Below are 17,950 nucleotides of genomic sequence, written 5' to 3'. Positions count from 1 at the left end.
GAGGACGACCCCCACAATTGCGCCCACCTCCGTGAGCAGAAAGAACACTCCAGCGATGACAGCGGTTCGTCTAGACAGATTCATAATGACTCCTAAGAATGAGGTGTACAATATACACCTTGCGCTTATTAGAATAAAGTGTACGCCGTACTCCTGTCAAGTCGGGCTGATAACGAATTCCCAATGTTCTTCTGTTCTTCAGGACTTGCTGCGATGGAGGCTAGGTCGTAATGGACTGCTGAGCAGACAACACCATGTTTGGACTGGCGAATCAGTTGTTGCTCGGGCCACACAGATACAAGGGTTCAGTTTCGGCTGGACTACACAATGAGCGCCGGTGGCCCTTTCACCGCCTCACTTGGTCTGCACGGAGCGTCGAGTGCTTATCCCAGGTGTAGCCATTGGGCTGGTGGCGCTCGGTTTGCGGGCATGAGCACGAATCATGCTGGGTGTCGGGAGCAAACGTGCACGACCGCCTGAGCTACGTCATTGGCAGGAACCATGGAGCGGATACGATGGCGGAGGAGGATTATCCGATTTTCCCGGTCGTCACGTCGAGCGATAACTCCTCGACGCTCTTCAAGGGGGGGCGTCGAGGCTGGCGCACCGGGTGGGCCCGGGCCGGTGAGGCAATGACGATAGGGCTGCAGCCAGCCAGCTTTGGAAAGTACGATGTGATGGAGTGGCTTCCCCGGCACCGACGCGGTGCGGTGATGTTCGACCCAACGGGTCGCAGGACGACCATGCTCGGACTGCGACGATGCGGGGCACGGCGGCGAAATGAACGCACGAGACCCCAGTAACGAACATATCCTCGGGACGACTGCACACGCACCTGTTGCGCGAAACGTGCCCGGACGGGTGACTCCCCCTCGACCGGCGCGGAGTGCCCGTCGAGGGAGATCCAGGGGTTCGACTATGCCGGGCCTCTAGGCGTCCCGGCGCTTCAACAGTACTGCGCCGGCGATGACCGGGGCGGCAACCCAGGCGAGCACGATGAGCGTGCTCTGCCACTGGTCGAGTCCCGCGCTGCCGGTGCCCGGCAAGTACATACCCATGCCTGCGTTGCTGAACAAGTAAGGGAACAGGTCGAGCGCCCACTGCGCCTGCGTGAGCGCCGAGATGATCTGCATGATTGTCGGCAGGAGCAGGATGGTTCCGAGCGCCACCGCGATTCCTGCCGCGCTGTTGCGCAGGAGGGTGCCGAGGCCGAGGGAGAATACCGACACGAGGGCGAGGTATAGCGCCGCGAGCATGAGGCTTCCTACCAATGTCCCGTCCGAATAGTCCGCCTCGACGCCCTGGCTGCCCAGAATGGGGAGAGCCGCAAACAGGGCGCCGAATGTGCTGACAAGCCCGACGACGAACGTGGTGACGAACAACACGAGCATCTTGGCGCCGAGGGCCGGGAGGCGCTTAGGCACGGCGCTGATGGTCGAGCGGATCATGCCGGTGGCGTACTCTCCCGAGACCACGAGCACGCCAAGCACGGCGGCGACCAGTTGTCCCAGGGAGGTGCCGATCGTGGCCGCGGTGAGCGGCAAGATGGGCGAGTCGGACGTGTTGCCGGATGCCGTCGCCACCAGGGCCGCGATTCCCACTGAGGTCACGACCATGCTTGCGTAGAGCCAGACGGTCGATCGCACGGTGCGTAGTTTGATGAACTCCGAGCGGATGATGCCGGCGCCCGTAAGGCGGTACTCGTAGGTGCGGGTGGTGGTGGTAGTGGCGTTCATCGAGCGACCTCCTGGGTGCTTGTGTTCGTCGTGGTGTTGACGCCCGGCGGGGCCTCGGTGTGGTATTCGATGTCGTCCTGGGTGAGTTCCATGTAGGCCTCCTCGAGTGACGCGGCGACGGGGGTGAGCTCGTGCAGCACGATTCCGGCACGCGCCGCGGCGTCACCGATGACGGGAGCCGTGAGGCCGGTGACGGTCAGCAGGCCCAGTTCGGCTGTGGTGATGGTGGTGTCAGGGCCGCGCAGCAGTTCGGTGAGCCGGTCGACCTGCGGCGTGCGGACGCGCACCGAGGTGCGCGTGGATGCTGCGAGGATCTCGCTGACGGGAGCGTCGGCGATGATCTTTCCGCGACCAAGCACGATGAGGTGGTCGGCGGTTAGTGCCATTTCGCTCATCAGGTGGGAGGAGAGGAAGATGGTGCGGCCCTCGCCTGCCAGGTGCCGGGCGAGGTTGCGCACCCATATGACGCCCTCGGGGTCGAGGCCATTCACTGGCTCGTCGAGGATGAGGGTTGCCGGGTCGCCGAGCAGTGCCGCGGCGATGCCGAGCCGCTGGCCCATGCCGAGGGAGAAGCCGCCGACGCGCTTGCCGGCGACGGTCTCGAGGCCGGTGAGGCCGATGACGTCGTTGACCCTCGACTTGCCAATGCCGTGGGTTGCGCCCATGGCGAGAAGATGGTTGTAGGCGCTGCGGCCGGTGTGGATGGCCTTGGCGTCGAGCAGTGCTCCCACTTCGGTGAGCGGGGATCTGTGCTCGGCGTAGGGTTTGCCGTTGACGGTGACGCTGCCTGCCGTCGGACGGTCGAGCCCGACAATCATGCGCATCGTGGTCGACTTTCCCGCGCCGTTTGGGCCGAGGAAGCCGGTGACGAGCCCAGGCTTGACGGTGAAGCTGATGGCGTCGACGGCGGTCTTGGTGCCGTAATGCTTGGTGAGGCCTTCTGCGTGAATCATGATTTCCTGTCGATGGCGGGTGATATGTGATGGATTTGCCTGTGCGGTGGTTGAGGTCAGCTGAGCGTGGACGCTCGGTGGATCACGGCGGACGATGAATGCTTATTGAGGCCGTCGATTCGCGATTCTTATCAGAGTTCAGCCGACGCGGAAACGTCAAACTGTCAAGGTCGATGATGTTGCGTCTGCGCCAGGACTCCGCGTCCCAGGGTGGAGCTTCAGCCAACTGGCGAACCCCGAGCCCCGCAACGAAGGTCGTCACTCAGTCGCGGTTTCGGTATTTCACCCATTGGTCCACAGTCCTTCGGACGTGCTGCGATGTTCCGTTGACCTCGGCCGAATGGGCTTTCAATCATCAGGGGTTCTTAGTCACTGAAGACCCGGTTGGGCTGCGGCGATGTCGAGGCGTGCGGCGGGGGTGGTGAGGATGCTCACTGGGCGGAAGCCCTTGGTGATGAGCCACACGGCGAGAGACAATTCCCACGCGAAGACGGGGAGTGCCACGACGAGGCCGAGGGTGGAGAACTGCCCATAGAGGCCGAGCATCACAGCGATGGCGGAGAGGCTGATCAGCGTGCCGCCTGCCAGCCCGAGTACGGCGATTGGCCGGGGCACCAGCCGAGACGAGTACATCAGCGACGCCAGGAGAAGCGAGGCGGCACCGAGGGCGAAGTTTGGGCCGAAAAGGTACGTCCAGTCGCGCAGGACCACAAGCGAGGAACTGATAGTGGAGAGCGTACCCAAGTCAGCGTCGGTGGCCCCGGCGAACTGCTGGCGGAGCGTGACAATCGTCAGGAGGCTGAAAGTCCCGACGAGGATGATCGCTGCCTCAAGCACGCGAGCTGCGACAAACGCTAGGGCCAGGCCCTCGTTTTGCCGCTTCAGGATCGGGTAGAGCGTGACGGCTGTGCCGACGGCGGCGATCACCAGAAGCAGTTCGAAGAGCAGGCCAAGGAGAATCGAGCCGTCGGCGCCAGCGCCGGCGATGTAGTCAGCAGCGTTCAAGATCGGGTCGTAGAGGACGACCCCCACAATTGCGCCCACCTCCGTGAGCAGAAAGAACACTCCAGCGATGACAGCGGTTCGTCTAGACAGATTCATAATGACTCCTAAGAATGAGGTGTACGACATACACCTTTCCAGCCAAAGTTGAGGTGTAAGTCGTACTTCTGTCAAGTCGGCATGTCAGCGCTGCTCACGATCGCATCCCCTGAGATGTGTCGGTGCTGGTGATCGTGGTGGCGAGCGGCTGAGTGGCGAGGCTGCGCGCTGGCGGCTGAGCGCACAGCACCGCGGTGATGAGGCATCCAACAATGGGCAGAAGCAGCCAAAGGAGGTGTGCCCAGCTGAAGCCAGCATCGCGAAGGCGGCGAACCGCCACCGCGAGACTCGGCAGGAGTACCGCGAGGGCCCACAGTGCGCCGATGATGGTGTCACTGCCGGTTGCGGCGTCGGCAATGATGTCGATCGCCACGCTGACCAGGGTGGAGAACAGGGCCCACCACCAGAATTCCGATCGGGCGGCGGTCCCAGTGAAGTCTGCGTACTTGCGGAAGACGGTGCGGATGGATTGGAAGAACGTCATAGGAGTTGCCTTTCAGGAAATGACGGATGGTGTGACGGGTATGTTGATAATCGATGCAGCGTTAGGTCCAGGCATGGGCGATGCCGTGACCCGCACCACGACGTTGCCTCTCTTCCGCCCGGTGTCGACGTAGCGATGCGCTTCCGCGATAGCGGTGAGGTCGTAGATCTTGTCGATCACCGGCAGGAACCGGCCGGTCGAGGCGAGCCGTGCGACATCGGCGAGATCACCGCTCAGGTAAGTGACGTTCCCCGCAATGATGCGCTTGCCAGTGCGCCGACTACGGCTCCGGGCGTTGATGACGCCGGTGAGGTCCGAGATGACGGAGACCAGTGCACCGTTTGGCTTGATCAGGGGTTCCAACTGCTCGAAGGTGGCGTTGCCGACGCAGTCGATGACGAGGTCATAGACATTCGTTTCCTGGGTGAAGTCGGTCCGCGTATAGTCAATTACTCGGTTGGCGCCCAGTGAGTGGGCGAGATCGCTGTTGGGGGCGCTGCACACGGCTGTGACTCGCGAGCCTGCGAGGTGGGCGAGTTGCACGGCGGCCGTTCCAACCGCACCAGACGCACCATTGACTAGCACTGACGCCCCTGGCGCGAGTTGCACCTGGCTGAGAAGCGCTCTGGCGGTGATCCCGCCGAAGACCAACGCCGCCGCGTCCTCGAATGTCATGTTGCGAGGCTTCGCGGTGAGAGCGCTGCCCTGCTGCACGGTGACGTATTCCGCGTGCCCGCCGAATCTTGATCCAAGCATCGCAATCACCTCATCTCCTGGCCGGAACCCCGCAACATCGGCCCCCACCTCCTCCACAACTCCGGCGACATCCATGCCGAGGACGCGGAAGCGAGGAACGAAAAACCCAAGGGCGATCGAAGTCACGAGCTTCAACCCCTTGGGGACGTCCTTCGTGCGCGCCCGGTAGTCTGCGGCGCTGACCGTGCTTGCCCGAACATTGATGAGCACCTCTCCTCGTCGCGGTCGCGGCTTGGACAGTTCCTCAATACGAACGACCTCAGGGCCCCCGAACCGCCGGTATACAGCGGCCCTCATTGGTACGTTGTGATCGGAAGGTGGGCGAAGGTGTGCATTTCGGACTTCTCCTATGGCTCTCGGCGCAAACACAAGGTGTACTCTGTACACTGTAGTTGGCAGCCTAGGGTGTACGAGGTACACTTGTCAAGTCACGAGTTCAGCATGGGAGGCAGGAAAGATGAGCCAGCAAGCGGAAGTTTCAAGGCGTGTGCGGTTGAACCGCCAGCGAGTGCTCGAAGCTGCAGTCGCCCTTGCCGATGAGATCGGCATCGATGCGTTGAGCATGCGCCGACTCGCACAGGAGCTCGACGTTGTGCCCATGGCGCTCTACAAACACGTCGCTGACAAGGAGGACCTTGTCGACGGGATGGTTGAGGTGATCATCCGAGAGATCGACCCACCCCTTCTCGATTCCGGCTGGCGGGACGCCATCCGGCGACGTGTGCTGTCTGCGAGGAGCGCGCTCCAACGCCACCGATGGGCACGCCAGGCAATCGAGTCTCGTAACACCCCGACGCCTGCCGTGCTGGAGTACCAGGACTCATTCGCCGGAACCTTCTTGGCCGGGGGCTTCACCCCCGACCTTGCCCACCACGTCATGCATGCCCTCGGCGGCCGGATGTGGGGATTCACTCAAGAACTCTTCGACGGCACGGCCAAACCGAAGTCAGAGGTCGCATCGCCAGCGAACCCCGCGGCTCAGGCCGAGATGTTCGCCCACATGGCAACGCTCTACCCAAACATCGTGACCATCGCCACCGCAACGCCGCACGACGACGACGACTCAGTTGTCGGACGCGGCTGCGATGACCAGTTCGAGTTCGAATTCGCTCTCGATCTGCTCCTGGACGGATTTGAGCAACTCCATCGGCGGGGATGGACATCCGCGTGATAGGTCGCCCGTCTGCGACGCCTGCTTTGACGCTCGTAGTGGAATCAGGTCGACGTTGACGGGCGGTCATCCGAGCGGCGGGAGCGAGTCGTCTTTCTTGTCAGTGTTAAGCAAGTATGACTCGTCAGACAGTGCGGGCGGAATCTGGATCTGCTCCAGCTTTCGGTGGTGTCATTGGGGCTCCGGTGAGGTGCTGTTTTCGCGACATCGGAATCGAGCTTGTCATGGTCGCGGCGGACGAACCGCCTTTGCGCCATGTGTTCTTTCGGTCGACTGAGCAGGGGTGCAGATCGCGTAGTTAGCGGGTGAGGCTCCCTTCGAAGAAGTCTGTCAACTCACGTTCCTTCTGGGCGACCGGCGTCGGTCTTCAGCGCGGACGTCCAACCGAGCCGACGAAGTTGCTCGAATCCGTCAAGGGGTAGGTCGAGGGCGAATTTGAACTCGAACTGGTCGTCGCATCCATGGCCCACGACGGAGGCGATGTCGTGCGGCTTGGCCGTGGCGATCGTCTCGATGTACGGATATCTCTCAGCCATTTGCGCGAACATAGCGCTTTGCGCTTCAGGACTTATTTGTGGCGGGGTTTCCGTCTTGCCGTCAGCGGACCCGTCGAACAGCTCCTGAGTAAACCCCCACATCCGTCCGCCGAGAGCATGCATGGCGTGGTGGGCCAGGTCGGGGGTAAAGCCGCCGGTCAAAAGCATCTCGGCAAACGAGTCCTGATACTCGAGCACGGACGGTGTGGGGATGGCGCGGGACTCTATCGCCGGGCACGCCCAGCGGTGGCGCGGAAGTGTTCTTCGAGCGGCCAGCACTCAAAGCCGAATGGCCTCTTTCAAACCGGTGTTCCTGACCGAAGGGGCGTTCACCCGGATAATCACTTCGACCATTCCGTCGAGCAGGTCTTCCCTATCAGCGACGTGCTTGTGTAGTGCCATCGTCGCGATCGTAACCTCGTCCGCCAATCGACGCATGCTCATCGCATCGATGTCAATGTGGTCCGCCAGGGCGACGGCCACAACGAGCACCCGATCCCGATTCAAGCGCTCTCGCCTAGGGACCTCCGTCTTGTCGATCGTGAACATTGTTGTCTCCCTGAATTTCGAAGTTGACAAGTGTACAGCGTACGCCCTATCATTCTCAATAGAGGCGTACGTCGTACACCTAATGCAGCTGCGGCTGATCCAAGAGAGGCAAATTGCATGGCGTTCCTAGATTCGATTCGCGCGGGCTTCCGCAACTACGCAAACTTCAGCGGCACTGCCGCCCGTTCCGAATTCTGGTGGTGGGTTCTATTCACCGAGCTCACCGGCGCCGCTGTTTACGCGATCACAGATGTAGCCATGGGGGACAGTATCTTTCTCGGCTCCGCGTGGGCGCTGGCGGTCCTGCTTCCCAGTCTTGCCGTGGCGGTGCGTCGCCTCCGCGATGCGGCATTCAGCTGGGGACACCTGTTCTGGCTTCTGATGCCCTTCGTCGGGGTCATCATTGTCGCGATCCTCTGCGCTCAGCCCAGTGCCCCGCGGCCCATCGTTCTGTCGCGCACCACCGCAAAGCCCCTCGCCGCTTACGGTGCGCGCTGATGAGCGATGGTGTGGGTGAAGCGATCCTCGAGGCGATCGATATTCACCGTTCCTACGGACGTGGCTCCTCCCGCTTCGAGGCGCTCAAGGGCGTTTCCTTACGCATTGATGAAGGCGAGTCCGTGGCCATCGTCGGCAAGAGCGGCTCCGGCAAGTCGACCCTCATGCATCTGCTGGCGCTATTGGACCAGCCGGATGACGGTGCGCTTCGCATCGACGGCGTCGACTCGTCTCAACTGAGTGCGCGCCAACTCAACAGGATGAGGAACCAGGATTTTGGGTTCGTATTCCAGCAGTTCTTTCTTACCCCGAACGCGACGGTCCTCGACAACGTCGTGCTGCCGTTGAAGATCGCCGGCGTCAGCCGCCGCGAGAGGAAGGTGCGCGGCATGGCCGTGCTCACCCAGTTGGAAATGGCTGATAAAGCGAAAAGCAAAGCCGTGAATCTCTCCGGCGGCCAAAAGCAGCGCGTCGTTATCGCCCGCGCGCTGGTCAACAATCCGCGGGTGATCTTCGCCGACGAACCGACCGGCAATCTCGATACCGGGACTGGCCGGCTCGTTGAGGACATCCTGTTCTCGTTGAACAAGGAGTACGGGATGACCTTGGTCGTGGTCACCCACGATTCCGAGTTGGCTGCACGGTGCGACCGACAACTCTTCATCCGCGATGGGCGCGCAGTGCCCGCGACAGCCATTTCAGGAGCTCCCGCATGAATGCCGCCAATATCCTCACCGCTGCGATCGCCAATAGCCTCCGCAGCAAACTTCGCACCGTTCTCACGGTAGTTGCTATCGTCATCGGGGCGTTCACCCTCACCATCACGAGCGCCATCGGAACGGGCGTCTCCAACTACATCGAAACTCAGATCGGCGCATTCGGCGCGAAAGACGTGCTCTCTGTCACCAAGGCGACGGACGATACCGGTCAGGGCGATGAGGGGCCTGCCCCGTATGACCCTGACGACGCAATCGTCGGCGCCGGCTTCGCCCAATTTGATGCTGAGGCCCTAACCGAGGAGGACCTCGCCGCTATCCGGGCTGTTGAAGGCATTGTGGACGTCAGTGCCGTGCAGCAGGTTAACCCGCGCTACGCCGAGTACGACGGCCACGGGAAATTCATTCTCGGCGTCAATGACAGCGCCACTCTCACCACACCCGACCTGTCCGCCGGCGCCCCGCTCGACAACAGCGGCGGTGAGCCGCAGATCCTGCTCGTCACCTCGTATGTCGACGCCCTCGGCTTCGCCGACGAGCAAGCCGCGATCGGGAAGACCATCCAGATCGGCGTCGTCGATTACCTCGGTGAGATGCACGAGGTCAATGCCACCGTCGCCGGCATACAGAATGAGACAATCCTCGCTACCGGCGCCGCGCTGAACCAGGCGCTCCTCGACGAACTACACACCACGCAGAGTGTCGGGCGGCCACAGTCAGCCTCCGAGGGCGCCATCCTGGCAACGGCGCGCTTCGACGCCAACGCCACAGACGAGCAGGTCGACGACATTCAAACGGCGCTGGCTGGCAAGGGATTTGCTGCAGCCACGGTCGCCGACCAGATCGGGATCATCCAAACGGTGGTCGACGCAATCGTTGCTTTGCTGAACGCATTCGCCGTCATCGCGCTGATAGCCGCCGGATTCGGCATCATCAATACCCTGTTGATGAGCGTGCAGGAGCGCACCCGGGAGATCGGCCTCATGAAGGCGATGGGCATGGGCGCCGGGCGCATCTACGCACTCTTCAGCGCCGAGGCGGTGTTCATAGGTTTTCTTGGCAGCGTCCTCGGTGCCGGAGCAGCGATCGCAGTCGGCACGGCCGCCAACGGCCTGCTCGCCGGCACTTTCTTGGCGGATTTGGAAGGGCTGCAGGTTCTGAGGTTCGAGGTCGCACCAGTGGCCACAATCATCCTGATCGTCATGGCGATTGCCTTCCTCGCCGGAACACTACCAGCTAGGCGTGCCGCACGGCAGAACCCGATCGAAGCCCTCCGGTACGAATAATCGACGGTCTGGCTATGCAGCACATCCCTCCGACCGTCGTTTCCGACGCGCTCGATCAGGTCTTCAGGCATTGGTCCCTCGCATCATTGGGCAGGTGAACGATAAATGCATCAAAGTAGAGAAACTGCTCGGCGAACTGGTAGTGCTGTTTGTTAGTTCGTCGGGGTTGGTTTCCGCCCCCGGCGTTGAGGTACAGGCGGCTGGTCGTGTGCCGCGCGCAACGGAGCCGCTCGTCTCGGCTGCCAGAGCGCTCAAACTCCCGTTCGGAACCGTCAACAGCCAGGGGGAAGATCGTTGAGCGCCTCTCGAACGGCACTTGTCTTCGGAGCGAGCGGATTCATCGGCCGGTGGTGAGGGTGCGGTTGACGCGTTCGACTTTGCCGTTGGTCCAGGGGCAGTGCGGTTTGATAAAGCGTTGCTCGGCGCCGAGCTGGGCGAAGGCCTTGTCGGAGATGACGCGTTCGATGCGGCTGATGCCATTGCGGGCGAAGATGTCGACGGCGCGGAGGAGGACGCCAGCAGTGGTGGTGCCGTTCTCATCGTCGTGTATCTCGGCGTAGGCGAGTCGGCAGTGGTCGTCGATGACGGCGTTGCTGTCGTCGAAGCCGATGCGGGTCCTCTTGTGTTTGTGTGCCACGGTCGCTTCTCGTCCTCAGGCACGCCAGCCGCCGCCGTCCGGGATGCGACCGAGATTCTTCACGTCAATGCGCACCAGCCCGCCAGGCTTGTCGCGTTCATACCGGTTCGAGGTGGCTCGGGAGGAACAAATGGTGTCGCCAGTGAATGGATCAAACCAAGACAACGGCGGGAAACCATAGTGGGCCAGGATCCGAGAGACGGTCCGGGCCGGCACCCCGGTGATGGCCGCGATTCCCAACGGCCCGTCTCGGTCCAGCAGCCGGGCCACGAACACAGCTGCCTCGCGCCGGGGCCTGGTCTTCCTCGGGCAGTTGCCGCGACGACCGGTTGGTGAGGCAGGCCGCCCCCTCCGCGCGGTGCCGGTTGATCAACTGATGGGCGCACTGCCGGGCGATGCCGAGTTCTTTGGCGACGTGTGAGACCGGGTGACCATCAATGTTCACTCGTTCGATCAGCAACGACCTTCCATGAACGGTCAAACGGGTATTAGCGAGGGGTTTGAGAACCTCCGTGTTCGTGGCGACTTTGACATCTCCACTAGAACCGGAGGTTCTCCCTTTTTTTAGACCCCGAATGTCACCAACCTGTTGGCTCAGTACAGCGAGACGACTATTAAAGGTCTGCGAGGGCGGGAGGCGCGGGAGGCCGACCCGCATCTCGGGCCTCGGCATGGATGAGACGTGCGACGGTGGCCGCATGCGTCAGTTGCGGATGATGGCCCGCGCTGTGGATGATGTGGACCGGTATGGGTCGCCCGTCGCGTGACACCGCTGCGACACTTTCCGCGTCGACGAGCAGCGGATCATCCGACCCGACAATTAGCTGCACGTCGCCCGGGTACTGAGCGAGCAGCCGAGCAAGATTTCGACGGCGCTTCGGTTGGGCCGCCCCCCGAAGGAGTCGTGCGGTGGCTCGAGCGCTTCCTCGGCGAAGGTCCGCGACGCTCGACTGAAGCTTCTCGGCTTGGTCCTGATTTCCCGTGAGCACTTCTGCCAAACGCACAGCAGTAACGCTTTTGAAGTACGCCCATGCGAGCGGGACCAGCCGCTGCGTGAGCGCAGCTCGGGTCTGAAGAAAATGGGGCGAGATCAGCGTAAGGCGCGCAACGATGTCCGGGTGATCTGCCGCGTATTCCAGAGCCAGGGCGGCACCGACCGAATGACCCACGAGATGAACGTTTCTGCTGTCGCCGATTACCGATTCGAGCCATGCATGCCAGTCACGTGATGATCCCGCGCTCGACCCCAGTCCCGGCAGGTCGAGGACCCAGCCGCCGACCAGTTGGGCTGTTTCCGCCCAGGTCTCGGCGCTCACCGGCAGGCCCGGCAACACGATCGTGTGGGCGTCGGACTTCCCAATGGAAAAGGTGCGAACACCGGCGTGACTCGTGAACGTTCGCACTGCCGCCGAAGGGGGAATTATGCCAAAACGATGGGCGACGAGGTAGTCCGCCCATCGCTTGAGTGAGACGGTCACGTCGGGGTGATGCAGTCCGTGGCTTTCCGCGAGATCGTTCGCCGAGGATGTCGGGTACCGATCTGAGGAGAGGAAACTCAACGTTTCGGGATGGGCTTTCGTGATTCCCGGTGGCAGTGCGCGTAGGAGCCGGACCGGAATTCGAAACCGGGGCGCGCGGACGTCGAGATGCTTCGCGAGCATCGTCAACATCGTTGGGAGCGGCGGTGTCGCGTCATCGAGGGGCCAGAAGGATTGGCTCCGGGTGCTTGGCACGGTTGGGAGGAGAGCCATGAATGCCGCAAGGTAGTCAACAGTCACGACGGGAACGAACGTGTCGTCCCCGCCTGGCAATGCCGCAAGGTTCCCGCTTCGCAGCTCGCGGATGGTGCCGGCAATGCCGAGGAGCTGCTCTGACTCGCCCGTGACCGAGTCTCCGATTACGGTCGCTGGATTCACGATGGTCCAGGGAACGCCGAGTTTTGAGGCGGTGGCTTGGACCACGGCATCGGACTCGACCTTGGATGCCTCGTAGGCGCCCAAGCGTGCGTACTCCGCCTCCACTCGCGCGGAAGACCACGGCACTTGTGCTGGGTCCTGTCCGCCCACCCGATAGCCGGAGAGGTGTACCAGCCTGGTCAGGGAGGGCAGCTGCGAGGCGAAAATTACGATCCGCTCGGATGATGTGACATTGGCTGCACGTGCCTGGTTGATCGTCATTCCGAAACGATAGGCACCTGCGACGTTGTAGACCTCGGTTACACCGCCGATCGAACGATCCGCCGGGTCGAGCCCGAGGCGCGCATCATCGAAGTCGACGAGGACATGATCCACTTGCTGACCCGTACCGTGGGCGGCGAGCCACAAGGAGAGTTGGGCATACGAGCGTTCGCTTCGCACAGCCGCGACGACCGCGACCCCTCGCGCGAGCAACTCACGCACCAGCCACCGGCCGATGAATCCGCTCGCTCCGAAGACAAGTGCCGTCCGAGAGTCGCTCAACGGTCTCCCCCCTGGGTGTTGCCGGGTTCAAACAGGAGTTTCAGCGCTCTGGCAGCAGAGACGAGCGGCTCCGTGCTCCGTTGCGCGCGGCACACAACCAGCGCGCCTTCGATGAGACAGACTGCCGCCGTGGCTAGGCCACGAGTGTCACCTGCGTGGGACGACGCCAGGTACGCCTGAAGCGTTGCAATCCATGATGCGTAGGCGTCGCGGCACGCGGCACGAAGCTGCGCATCTCCAGACCCGGCGTCGAGCGTGACGGCGGCGACGGGACAGGCGGCACGGAAGTCGCTCCCGACTAGCTGCCCGGTAAGCCCCTCGACCACAGCGTCGACAAACCCGTCAACGGAATCGGTCATCGCTATGCCTTCGGTGATCGAAAACCGGAACTGTTCGGCAGTCAGAACAATGGCGGCGCTTCCCAGTTGCGATTTGCCGCCCGGAAAATGGTAGTACAACGACCCCCTCGGAGCGCCTGAGTGTTCGAGTACCGCAGTAAGGCCGGCACCGTGGTACCCCTTGTCTTGAATAAGTTGGAGCATCGACTCGGTGAGACGCTGACGCGTTGCGTCGCCCTTAGTGGAGAGTGTGGTCATCCCTAAAATGTAGACCAGTCTGTATATTCTGTCAATCGATCAACTTAGTGTGGAGCACGTCCAGCCCATAGGCGATGTCATCGCTCAACGACGTGTCGCGCTCGGGTCGACCAACAAGCGCTTCAGGCCCGACATCCACATAGATGGGTGACACAAGGCCCATTTGTCCACGTTCGAGGTCACCGCGAGGTTGCGCTTAATCGCGTGGTGTTCCCCAACGGCGGACTTTTCAGTGTCCGCAGGGCGTCGGAAGGGGCCTGAGAGGCCCTGGCGCGACCAGTTCACGTGCGTATCAGGCCGTGCTCGTATGCGTGGGTTTTGACTGTGGATTCGGCGAGGAAGAGAGTGGCGCTCATCTCCGCGTTGGAATCCCTCGAGCCTTGATGGCTGCCATCTGCTCCTCGCTGGAAGAGGGATCGAAGTGGGCGGATCACAGTGCTCGGACAAAGTCGATTGCGATCTCGCGCACGTTCGTGCGAGCGGTCGGCGGCGCCGTGGGCAGAACTTGGTCGAACGACATAAGGACCTCCTGGGTCGTTGTCCAAGGAGCCTGTGAATGCGGCGTCGGGACGCACATCAACCTGCGGTTTCGGCTCGACTCATACCTGGGCTGAGAAACAGCGGTGGTCGAGAAGCTATGAGGGCTCGGCGAGGCCGGCATCGTACGCGAAGATCACGGCCTGCACTCGGTCGCGCGCACCGATCTTTGCCAGCACCTTGCCCACGTGCGTCTTCACCGTCTGCTCCGCGATGAAAAGCGATGCCCCGATTTCTTTGTTGGATCTGCCCTCGCCCATGAGCACGAGCACTTCACGCTCGCGATCGGTGAGGTCGGCAAGCAAAGCCGATGTTCGCGATTCACGCGGCTTCTGGGCCGCGAATCTAGAGATCATCCGCCGGGTCACACTCGGAGCCAACAATGCGTCACCGGCGGCGACCACGCGGACGGCGTGCACCAGCTCTTCGGCTAGCGCATCCTTGAGGATGAAACCGCTCGCGCCGGCCTGAAGAGCGTCGTAAACGTAATCGTCGATATCAAATGTGGTGAGCATGAGGATGCGTGGGATGTGCGCTGCGGGATAGGAGGAGCCCAAGATGCGTTTGGTCGCTTGGATCCCGTCGAGGTGCGGCATCCGCACATCCATGAGGATCACGTCGGGGTTGAGGCGGACGGAAAGGGATACAGCTTCGGCGCCGTCTGCGGCCTGCCCCACGACATTGATGCCCTCGTGTGCGTCCAAGAGCGCCGAAAAGCCGGCGCGCACCATTGCTTGGTCGTCGACAACGAGTACGTTGATGGTCACGTTCTTTCCATTTCGGCGTTCGGCTCCTGGTCCTGGTCCCAGCGCAGCACGGCGTTGACTGTCCAGCCGCCGTCAGTATCGGCACCAACCTCGAGGCTGCCGCCGAGGAGCGCGACACGCTCTCGCATCCCGGTCAGTCCGTGGCCGGCGCCTTGCGTCGACGATATCCCGGCGGCGGTATTGTGCACGCGCAGCCGCAGCATAGATGGTTCCGTCCGCACGTGGACAGACACCACTGCGCCCGGGGCATGACGAACCGCGTTGCTTAGCGACTCTTGGACAATGCGGAAAGCTGCGATCTGAACGGTCTCAGGGACAGCCGGGGTCACGGCGATGAGTTCGAGAGCGACGTCAACGCCGCTTCGGCGGGTGCTGTCCACCAGGGACGGAATGTCTTCGATGCTCTCTTGCGGAGCGAGCTCGACCGTCTGGCCGTCAGTCCGCAACACACCTAGAAGCCTGCGCATCTCCGTCAGGGATCCGCGAGCGGTGGCGGCGATTTCGTCCAGTTCTCTGGCAGCGTCGTCGGCGAGATCGGGTACACGGTAGCGTGCGCTGGATGCTTGAACTTGGATGAGCGACAGGCTATGCGCCACCACATCATGCAGTTCCCGAGCAATACGGTTGCGCTCCTCCATGAGCACTCGGCGGGACTGCTCCAGCGCGGTAGACTCCCGCTCACGCGCGAGCTCCCTTTTGGCGCGGATTCGGCCTGCCAGAAGTATGGCGACGAAATAGGCGACGATGCTGATGGACGTGGCGACGATGAGATCGGCGGTAGGTGGGTTCGCTGCCGCGACCCGAGGCTGCAGCAGAGGCGCGGCAAGAGAGCCGGCGATGCCGACGAGCAGCGGAGTCAGGCCCATTCTCCAGCCGTGCAAAAAGGTGACCACGGCGACGAATGCGGCAAAGGTGATGAGTGCGGGTACCGTCCACGGCCACGGCCCAACACTTTCCGGGATAACGAAGAAGGGCAGGAAGAAAGCCGCGACCAAGAACAGCCCGATGGCGAACCGCGGATTCGGGATCGCGACCAGCAGAGCACCGGTGAGCATGGAGCCGAGGAGTAAGGCTATCGGAAGCGCTGTGCCGTAGAAAACGGTGTGGATCGGGACTAGAACGGTGGCTAAAGCGACGGCGGAGATTATCAGGAGTACCAGAGGACCGGCGACTTTCCTGTTGCGCTGCCCGGATCTATCCATATAGTTCATTTTGTCATGCTGTACTGGGGAGCGTTGGCCAGGGCATCTTTCCCGGAGTCGTTCTTAGCGCGGGCCAAAACTTGACGTCGGCGAATTCCCATCAGCTGATCAATAACAACGCTGATGACGAGCGCCAAAGATGTTCCCAGGAGCGCGCTCAGCAGAGGCTGATCAGTAAGCCATTGCCCCGCCACTAGGCCGAGACCCGCGCTGTATGCCGCCCAGGTAGCTCCGGCAACGGCGCTGAGAGGGAGGAACCGACGCCAGGGGTACCCGACAGCACCGGCGGACATGTTGACGGCCACGCGTCCGACCGGGATGAAGCGTCCAACGAGGATTAGGCCCGTGCCATTGCTCTGGAGACGTCGCTGCGCCCAGTCCAAGCTGGCGGCGACACGCGGTCGGCGCATCCATCGGAAGCGCGCGTTTCCGACGGAACGGCCGATGGCGTATGCGATGTTGTCGCCGATCATTGCACCCGCGGCCGCTACCGCGCCGAGCACGAGGAGGTTCGGGCCGCCGGACGATGCTGCTGCGGCCGCTGCCGCGACGAGCACCATCTCGCTGGGAATCGGCGGGAAGAAGCCGTCGACGAGTGCTACAGCGAACATGACTAGATAGAGCCACGGGGAGGCAACCGCCGCGATGATGAGCTCATTGATGAAATCCATACATCGACGCTACGAACACCGGCAATGTCAGGGCATCACTCTGAGGTATTCATGCTCCCCTACGAGGGAGCGGTATTTGAAACCGCAGCGTGTGGTTGAGGCGGGGCTGCCGCTATTCCTTGCCTGTTATCGGCGAATCATTGCCACGGTCATCTCGCCAGTTGCTGACCTTGGGGCAGTTCAAGCGCGGGGGCGACCCCACCTCGACGCCACACGGCCAAGAATTTCCATTCAGCACTCAGGTCATGGCTGGCGGACTAGGCAAGCCCACTGACGACTGGAAGCAAAAACGATGGCGAGCAACCCCGATAACGGAGCACTTGGCGATAATATCGTCAATGGCCCGCCCACCGGTCGCTGGCCGCGGCGGGGCTCATCTGGAAGGTGGCTGCGGCTGCGGCTGCGACTGATGACGAACTTCAGTCGATAGTGGATGGTCTCGTGGACGGTGGGTACCCTGTGGCGCTGGCGACTCGGATCGCACTCGCCATGAGGTGGTCGCTGGCGTAGGCGACCGCGCTAGCTGTTCGTCCCACTGACATTGTGAACGCGGTCGATGGGTGATTTGCCGCCGATGCCGGTAGGGGGTCTGTGGCGATTGTAGCTATCTGCCGAATCCGGACCGGATCGGCGCCGCACGAATCGCAGCACGTCGGCATACGTGCAGTCGGACAGTTCCCCGAACCGAGCTGCACTACTTTCACCTGTTGGTTTCAACCCCATACCTATTACATGTCTGGTTGAGCACAGTTGTTACTGGTTGGACCCGAAATAGTTCAGACCCATCGGCGCGGTCAGCGACCCGGTTGCGACAGTGTGCGTGGCCTTGGGCCATCATCGCCGGGCCATTGCGCCGGATCAGGGAGGCGTCGTCGTGTCGCGCCAATCAATTGCGGAAAGCTGTGTGGGCGCGCTCATGACTTGGGTGACGTTAGCGCCTTCAGGATGGAATGGTGAGGCTAATTGGAGAGGTCTTCGTTCTTATTGCTCGCAGCCCAAGTCGCAGCGAAGGGCGGCAGATTCTAGCTACCGCGCTCAACACCCCATTCCCAGCACTCACTTCGGTCCTGCCGCTTTCCTATGCCGTTTACGGCCTTCAGTCTCAGTTCGCCGGTAGAGATCCCCGGCATGGGAGCCCGCGATTGCAGGCGAGTCGGGTTGTGGGCGTCGCGAGAATCCATCGACTTGGCGGATGCCGCATTGGACTGGGTCGTGTCGTCGACGCGCTTAGATGAGTACGATCTCGAGCGGCGTGCGCGAACAGGGCATCCGCTCGGCGTTTCGATACCCGTCAC

16 protein-coding genes and 1 pseudogene are annotated in these 17,950 nt (G+C 62.2%); 4 read left to right on the top strand and 13 right to left on the bottom strand.

Annotated features, from left to right (window positions below):
• Positions 1-929: 929 nt before the first annotated feature.
• The 5 genes from E3T28_RS12700 to E3T28_RS12680 all read right to left on the bottom strand — a co-directional run bounded on the left by E3T28_RS12700 (position 930) and on the right by E3T28_RS12680 (position 5,240).
• The gene (locus E3T28_RS12700) at positions 930-1,736 is read right to left on the bottom strand and encodes an ABC transporter permease (RefSeq protein ID WP_134431841.1); all 807 of its coding nucleotides are present in this window, start codon (positions 1,734-1,736) and stop codon (positions 930-932) included.
• Complete coding sequence (locus E3T28_RS12695) at positions 1,733-2,689, bottom strand: ABC transporter ATP-binding protein (RefSeq protein WP_134431838.1); 957 nt, start codon at positions 2,687-2,689, stop codon at positions 1,733-1,735. The genes E3T28_RS12700 and E3T28_RS12695 overlap by 4 nt, the downstream gene beginning before the upstream one ends.
• A gap of 369 nt (positions 2,690-3,058) precedes the next feature.
• On the bottom strand, positions 3,059-3,790 hold the full coding sequence (locus E3T28_RS12690; protein WP_134431835.1) for a DUF4386 domain-containing protein: 732 nt from the start codon (positions 3,788-3,790) through the stop codon (positions 3,059-3,061).
• A gap of 94 nt (positions 3,791-3,884) precedes the next feature.
• Positions 3,885-4,274: a DUF805 domain-containing protein gene (locus E3T28_RS12685; RefSeq protein ID WP_134431833.1), complete on the bottom strand. Its 390-nt coding sequence runs from the start codon at positions 4,272-4,274 to the stop codon at positions 3,885-3,887.
• A gap of 12 nt (positions 4,275-4,286) precedes the next feature.
• Positions 4,287-5,240, bottom strand: coding sequence for an NAD(P)-dependent alcohol dehydrogenase (locus E3T28_RS12680; protein WP_241979332.1), 954 nt, complete (start codon positions 5,238-5,240; stop codon positions 4,287-4,289).
• A gap of 277 nt (positions 5,241-5,517) precedes the next feature.
• On the opposite strand from E3T28_RS12680, the gene E3T28_RS12675 reads away from it, so the two are divergent.
• On the top strand, positions 5,518-6,201 hold the full coding sequence (locus E3T28_RS12675) for a TetR/AcrR family transcriptional regulator C-terminal domain-containing protein (protein WP_338145402.1): 684 nt from the start codon (positions 5,518-5,520) through the stop codon (positions 6,199-6,201).
• A gap of 335 nt (positions 6,202-6,536) precedes the next feature.
• On the opposite strand, the gene E3T28_RS17425 is transcribed toward E3T28_RS12675, so the two are convergent.
• Together E3T28_RS17425 and E3T28_RS17420 are read right to left on the bottom strand one after the other, a co-directional pair.
• On the bottom strand, positions 6,537-7,016 hold the full coding sequence (locus tag E3T28_RS17425) for a TetR/AcrR family transcriptional regulator C-terminal domain-containing protein (protein ID WP_241979331.1): 480 nt from the start codon (positions 7,014-7,016) through the stop codon (positions 6,537-6,539).
• The gene (locus E3T28_RS17420) at positions 7,017-7,286 is read right to left on the bottom strand and encodes a TetR family transcriptional regulator (RefSeq protein WP_241979330.1); all 270 of its coding nucleotides are present in this window, start codon (positions 7,284-7,286) and stop codon (positions 7,017-7,019) included.
• A gap of 117 nt (positions 7,287-7,403) precedes the next feature.
• Between E3T28_RS17420 and E3T28_RS12665 the strand changes: the two genes are divergently transcribed.
• The 3 genes from E3T28_RS12665 to E3T28_RS12655 are packed head-to-tail and all read left to right on the top strand — an operon-like array spanning position 7,404 to position 9,786.
• Entirely contained in the window at positions 7,404-7,784 is a 381-nt protein-coding gene (locus tag E3T28_RS12665; protein ID WP_134431824.1) for a DUF805 domain-containing protein, read from the top strand.
• On the top strand, positions 7,784-8,500 hold the full coding sequence (locus E3T28_RS12660) for an ABC transporter ATP-binding protein (RefSeq protein ID WP_134431821.1): 717 nt from the start codon (positions 7,784-7,786) through the stop codon (positions 8,498-8,500). The genes E3T28_RS12665 and E3T28_RS12660 overlap by 1 nt, the downstream gene beginning before the upstream one ends.
• Positions 8,497-9,786 (top strand): ABC transporter permease, encoded by a 1,290-nt coding sequence (locus E3T28_RS12655; protein ID WP_134431818.1) that lies wholly within the window; start codon positions 8,497-8,499, stop codon positions 9,784-9,786. Before E3T28_RS12660 ends, E3T28_RS12655 begins: the two co-directional genes overlap by 4 nt.
• Positions 9,787-10,132: 346 nt before the next feature.
• Here the strand turns inward: E3T28_RS12655 and E3T28_RS17415 are convergent.
• The 6 genes and pseudogenes from E3T28_RS17415 to E3T28_RS12620 all read right to left on the bottom strand — a co-directional run.
• Positions 10,133-10,904, bottom strand: a pseudogene (locus tag E3T28_RS17415) (transposase family protein); the annotation flags it as partial.
• Between the two features lie 133 nt (positions 10,905-11,037).
• Positions 11,038-12,882 (bottom strand): alpha/beta fold hydrolase, encoded by a 1,845-nt coding sequence (locus E3T28_RS12640; protein ID WP_134431809.1) that lies wholly within the window; start codon positions 12,880-12,882, stop codon positions 11,038-11,040.
• Positions 12,879-13,478, bottom strand: a complete 600-nt coding sequence (locus E3T28_RS12635) for a TetR/AcrR family transcriptional regulator (protein ID WP_134431806.1) — start codon at positions 13,476-13,478, stop codon at positions 12,879-12,881. The genes E3T28_RS12640 and E3T28_RS12635 overlap by 4 nt, the downstream gene beginning before the upstream one ends.
• Before the next feature lie 635 nt (positions 13,479-14,113).
• Positions 14,114-14,782: a response regulator gene (locus E3T28_RS12630; protein WP_134431804.1), complete on the bottom strand. Its 669-nt coding sequence runs from the start codon at positions 14,780-14,782 to the stop codon at positions 14,114-14,116.
• On the bottom strand, positions 14,779-15,993 hold the full coding sequence (locus E3T28_RS12625) for a sensor histidine kinase (RefSeq protein ID WP_134431801.1): 1,215 nt from the start codon (positions 15,991-15,993) through the stop codon (positions 14,779-14,781). Before E3T28_RS12625 ends, E3T28_RS12630 begins: the two co-directional genes overlap by 4 nt.
• On the bottom strand, positions 15,990-16,655 hold the full coding sequence (locus E3T28_RS12620) for a DedA family protein (RefSeq protein ID WP_134431798.1): 666 nt from the start codon (positions 16,653-16,655) through the stop codon (positions 15,990-15,992). The genes E3T28_RS12625 and E3T28_RS12620 overlap by 4 nt, the downstream gene beginning before the upstream one ends.
• Positions 16,656-17,950: the final 1,295 nt, after the last annotated feature.

Origin of the sequence: Cryobacterium sinapicolor, assembly GCF_004403465.1 — a bacterium.
GTDB classification, from domain to species: domain Bacteria; phylum Actinomycetota; class Actinomycetes; order Actinomycetales; family Microbacteriaceae; genus Cryobacterium; species Cryobacterium sinapicolor.
This window is presented reverse-complemented; position numbering and strand designations above follow the sequence as displayed.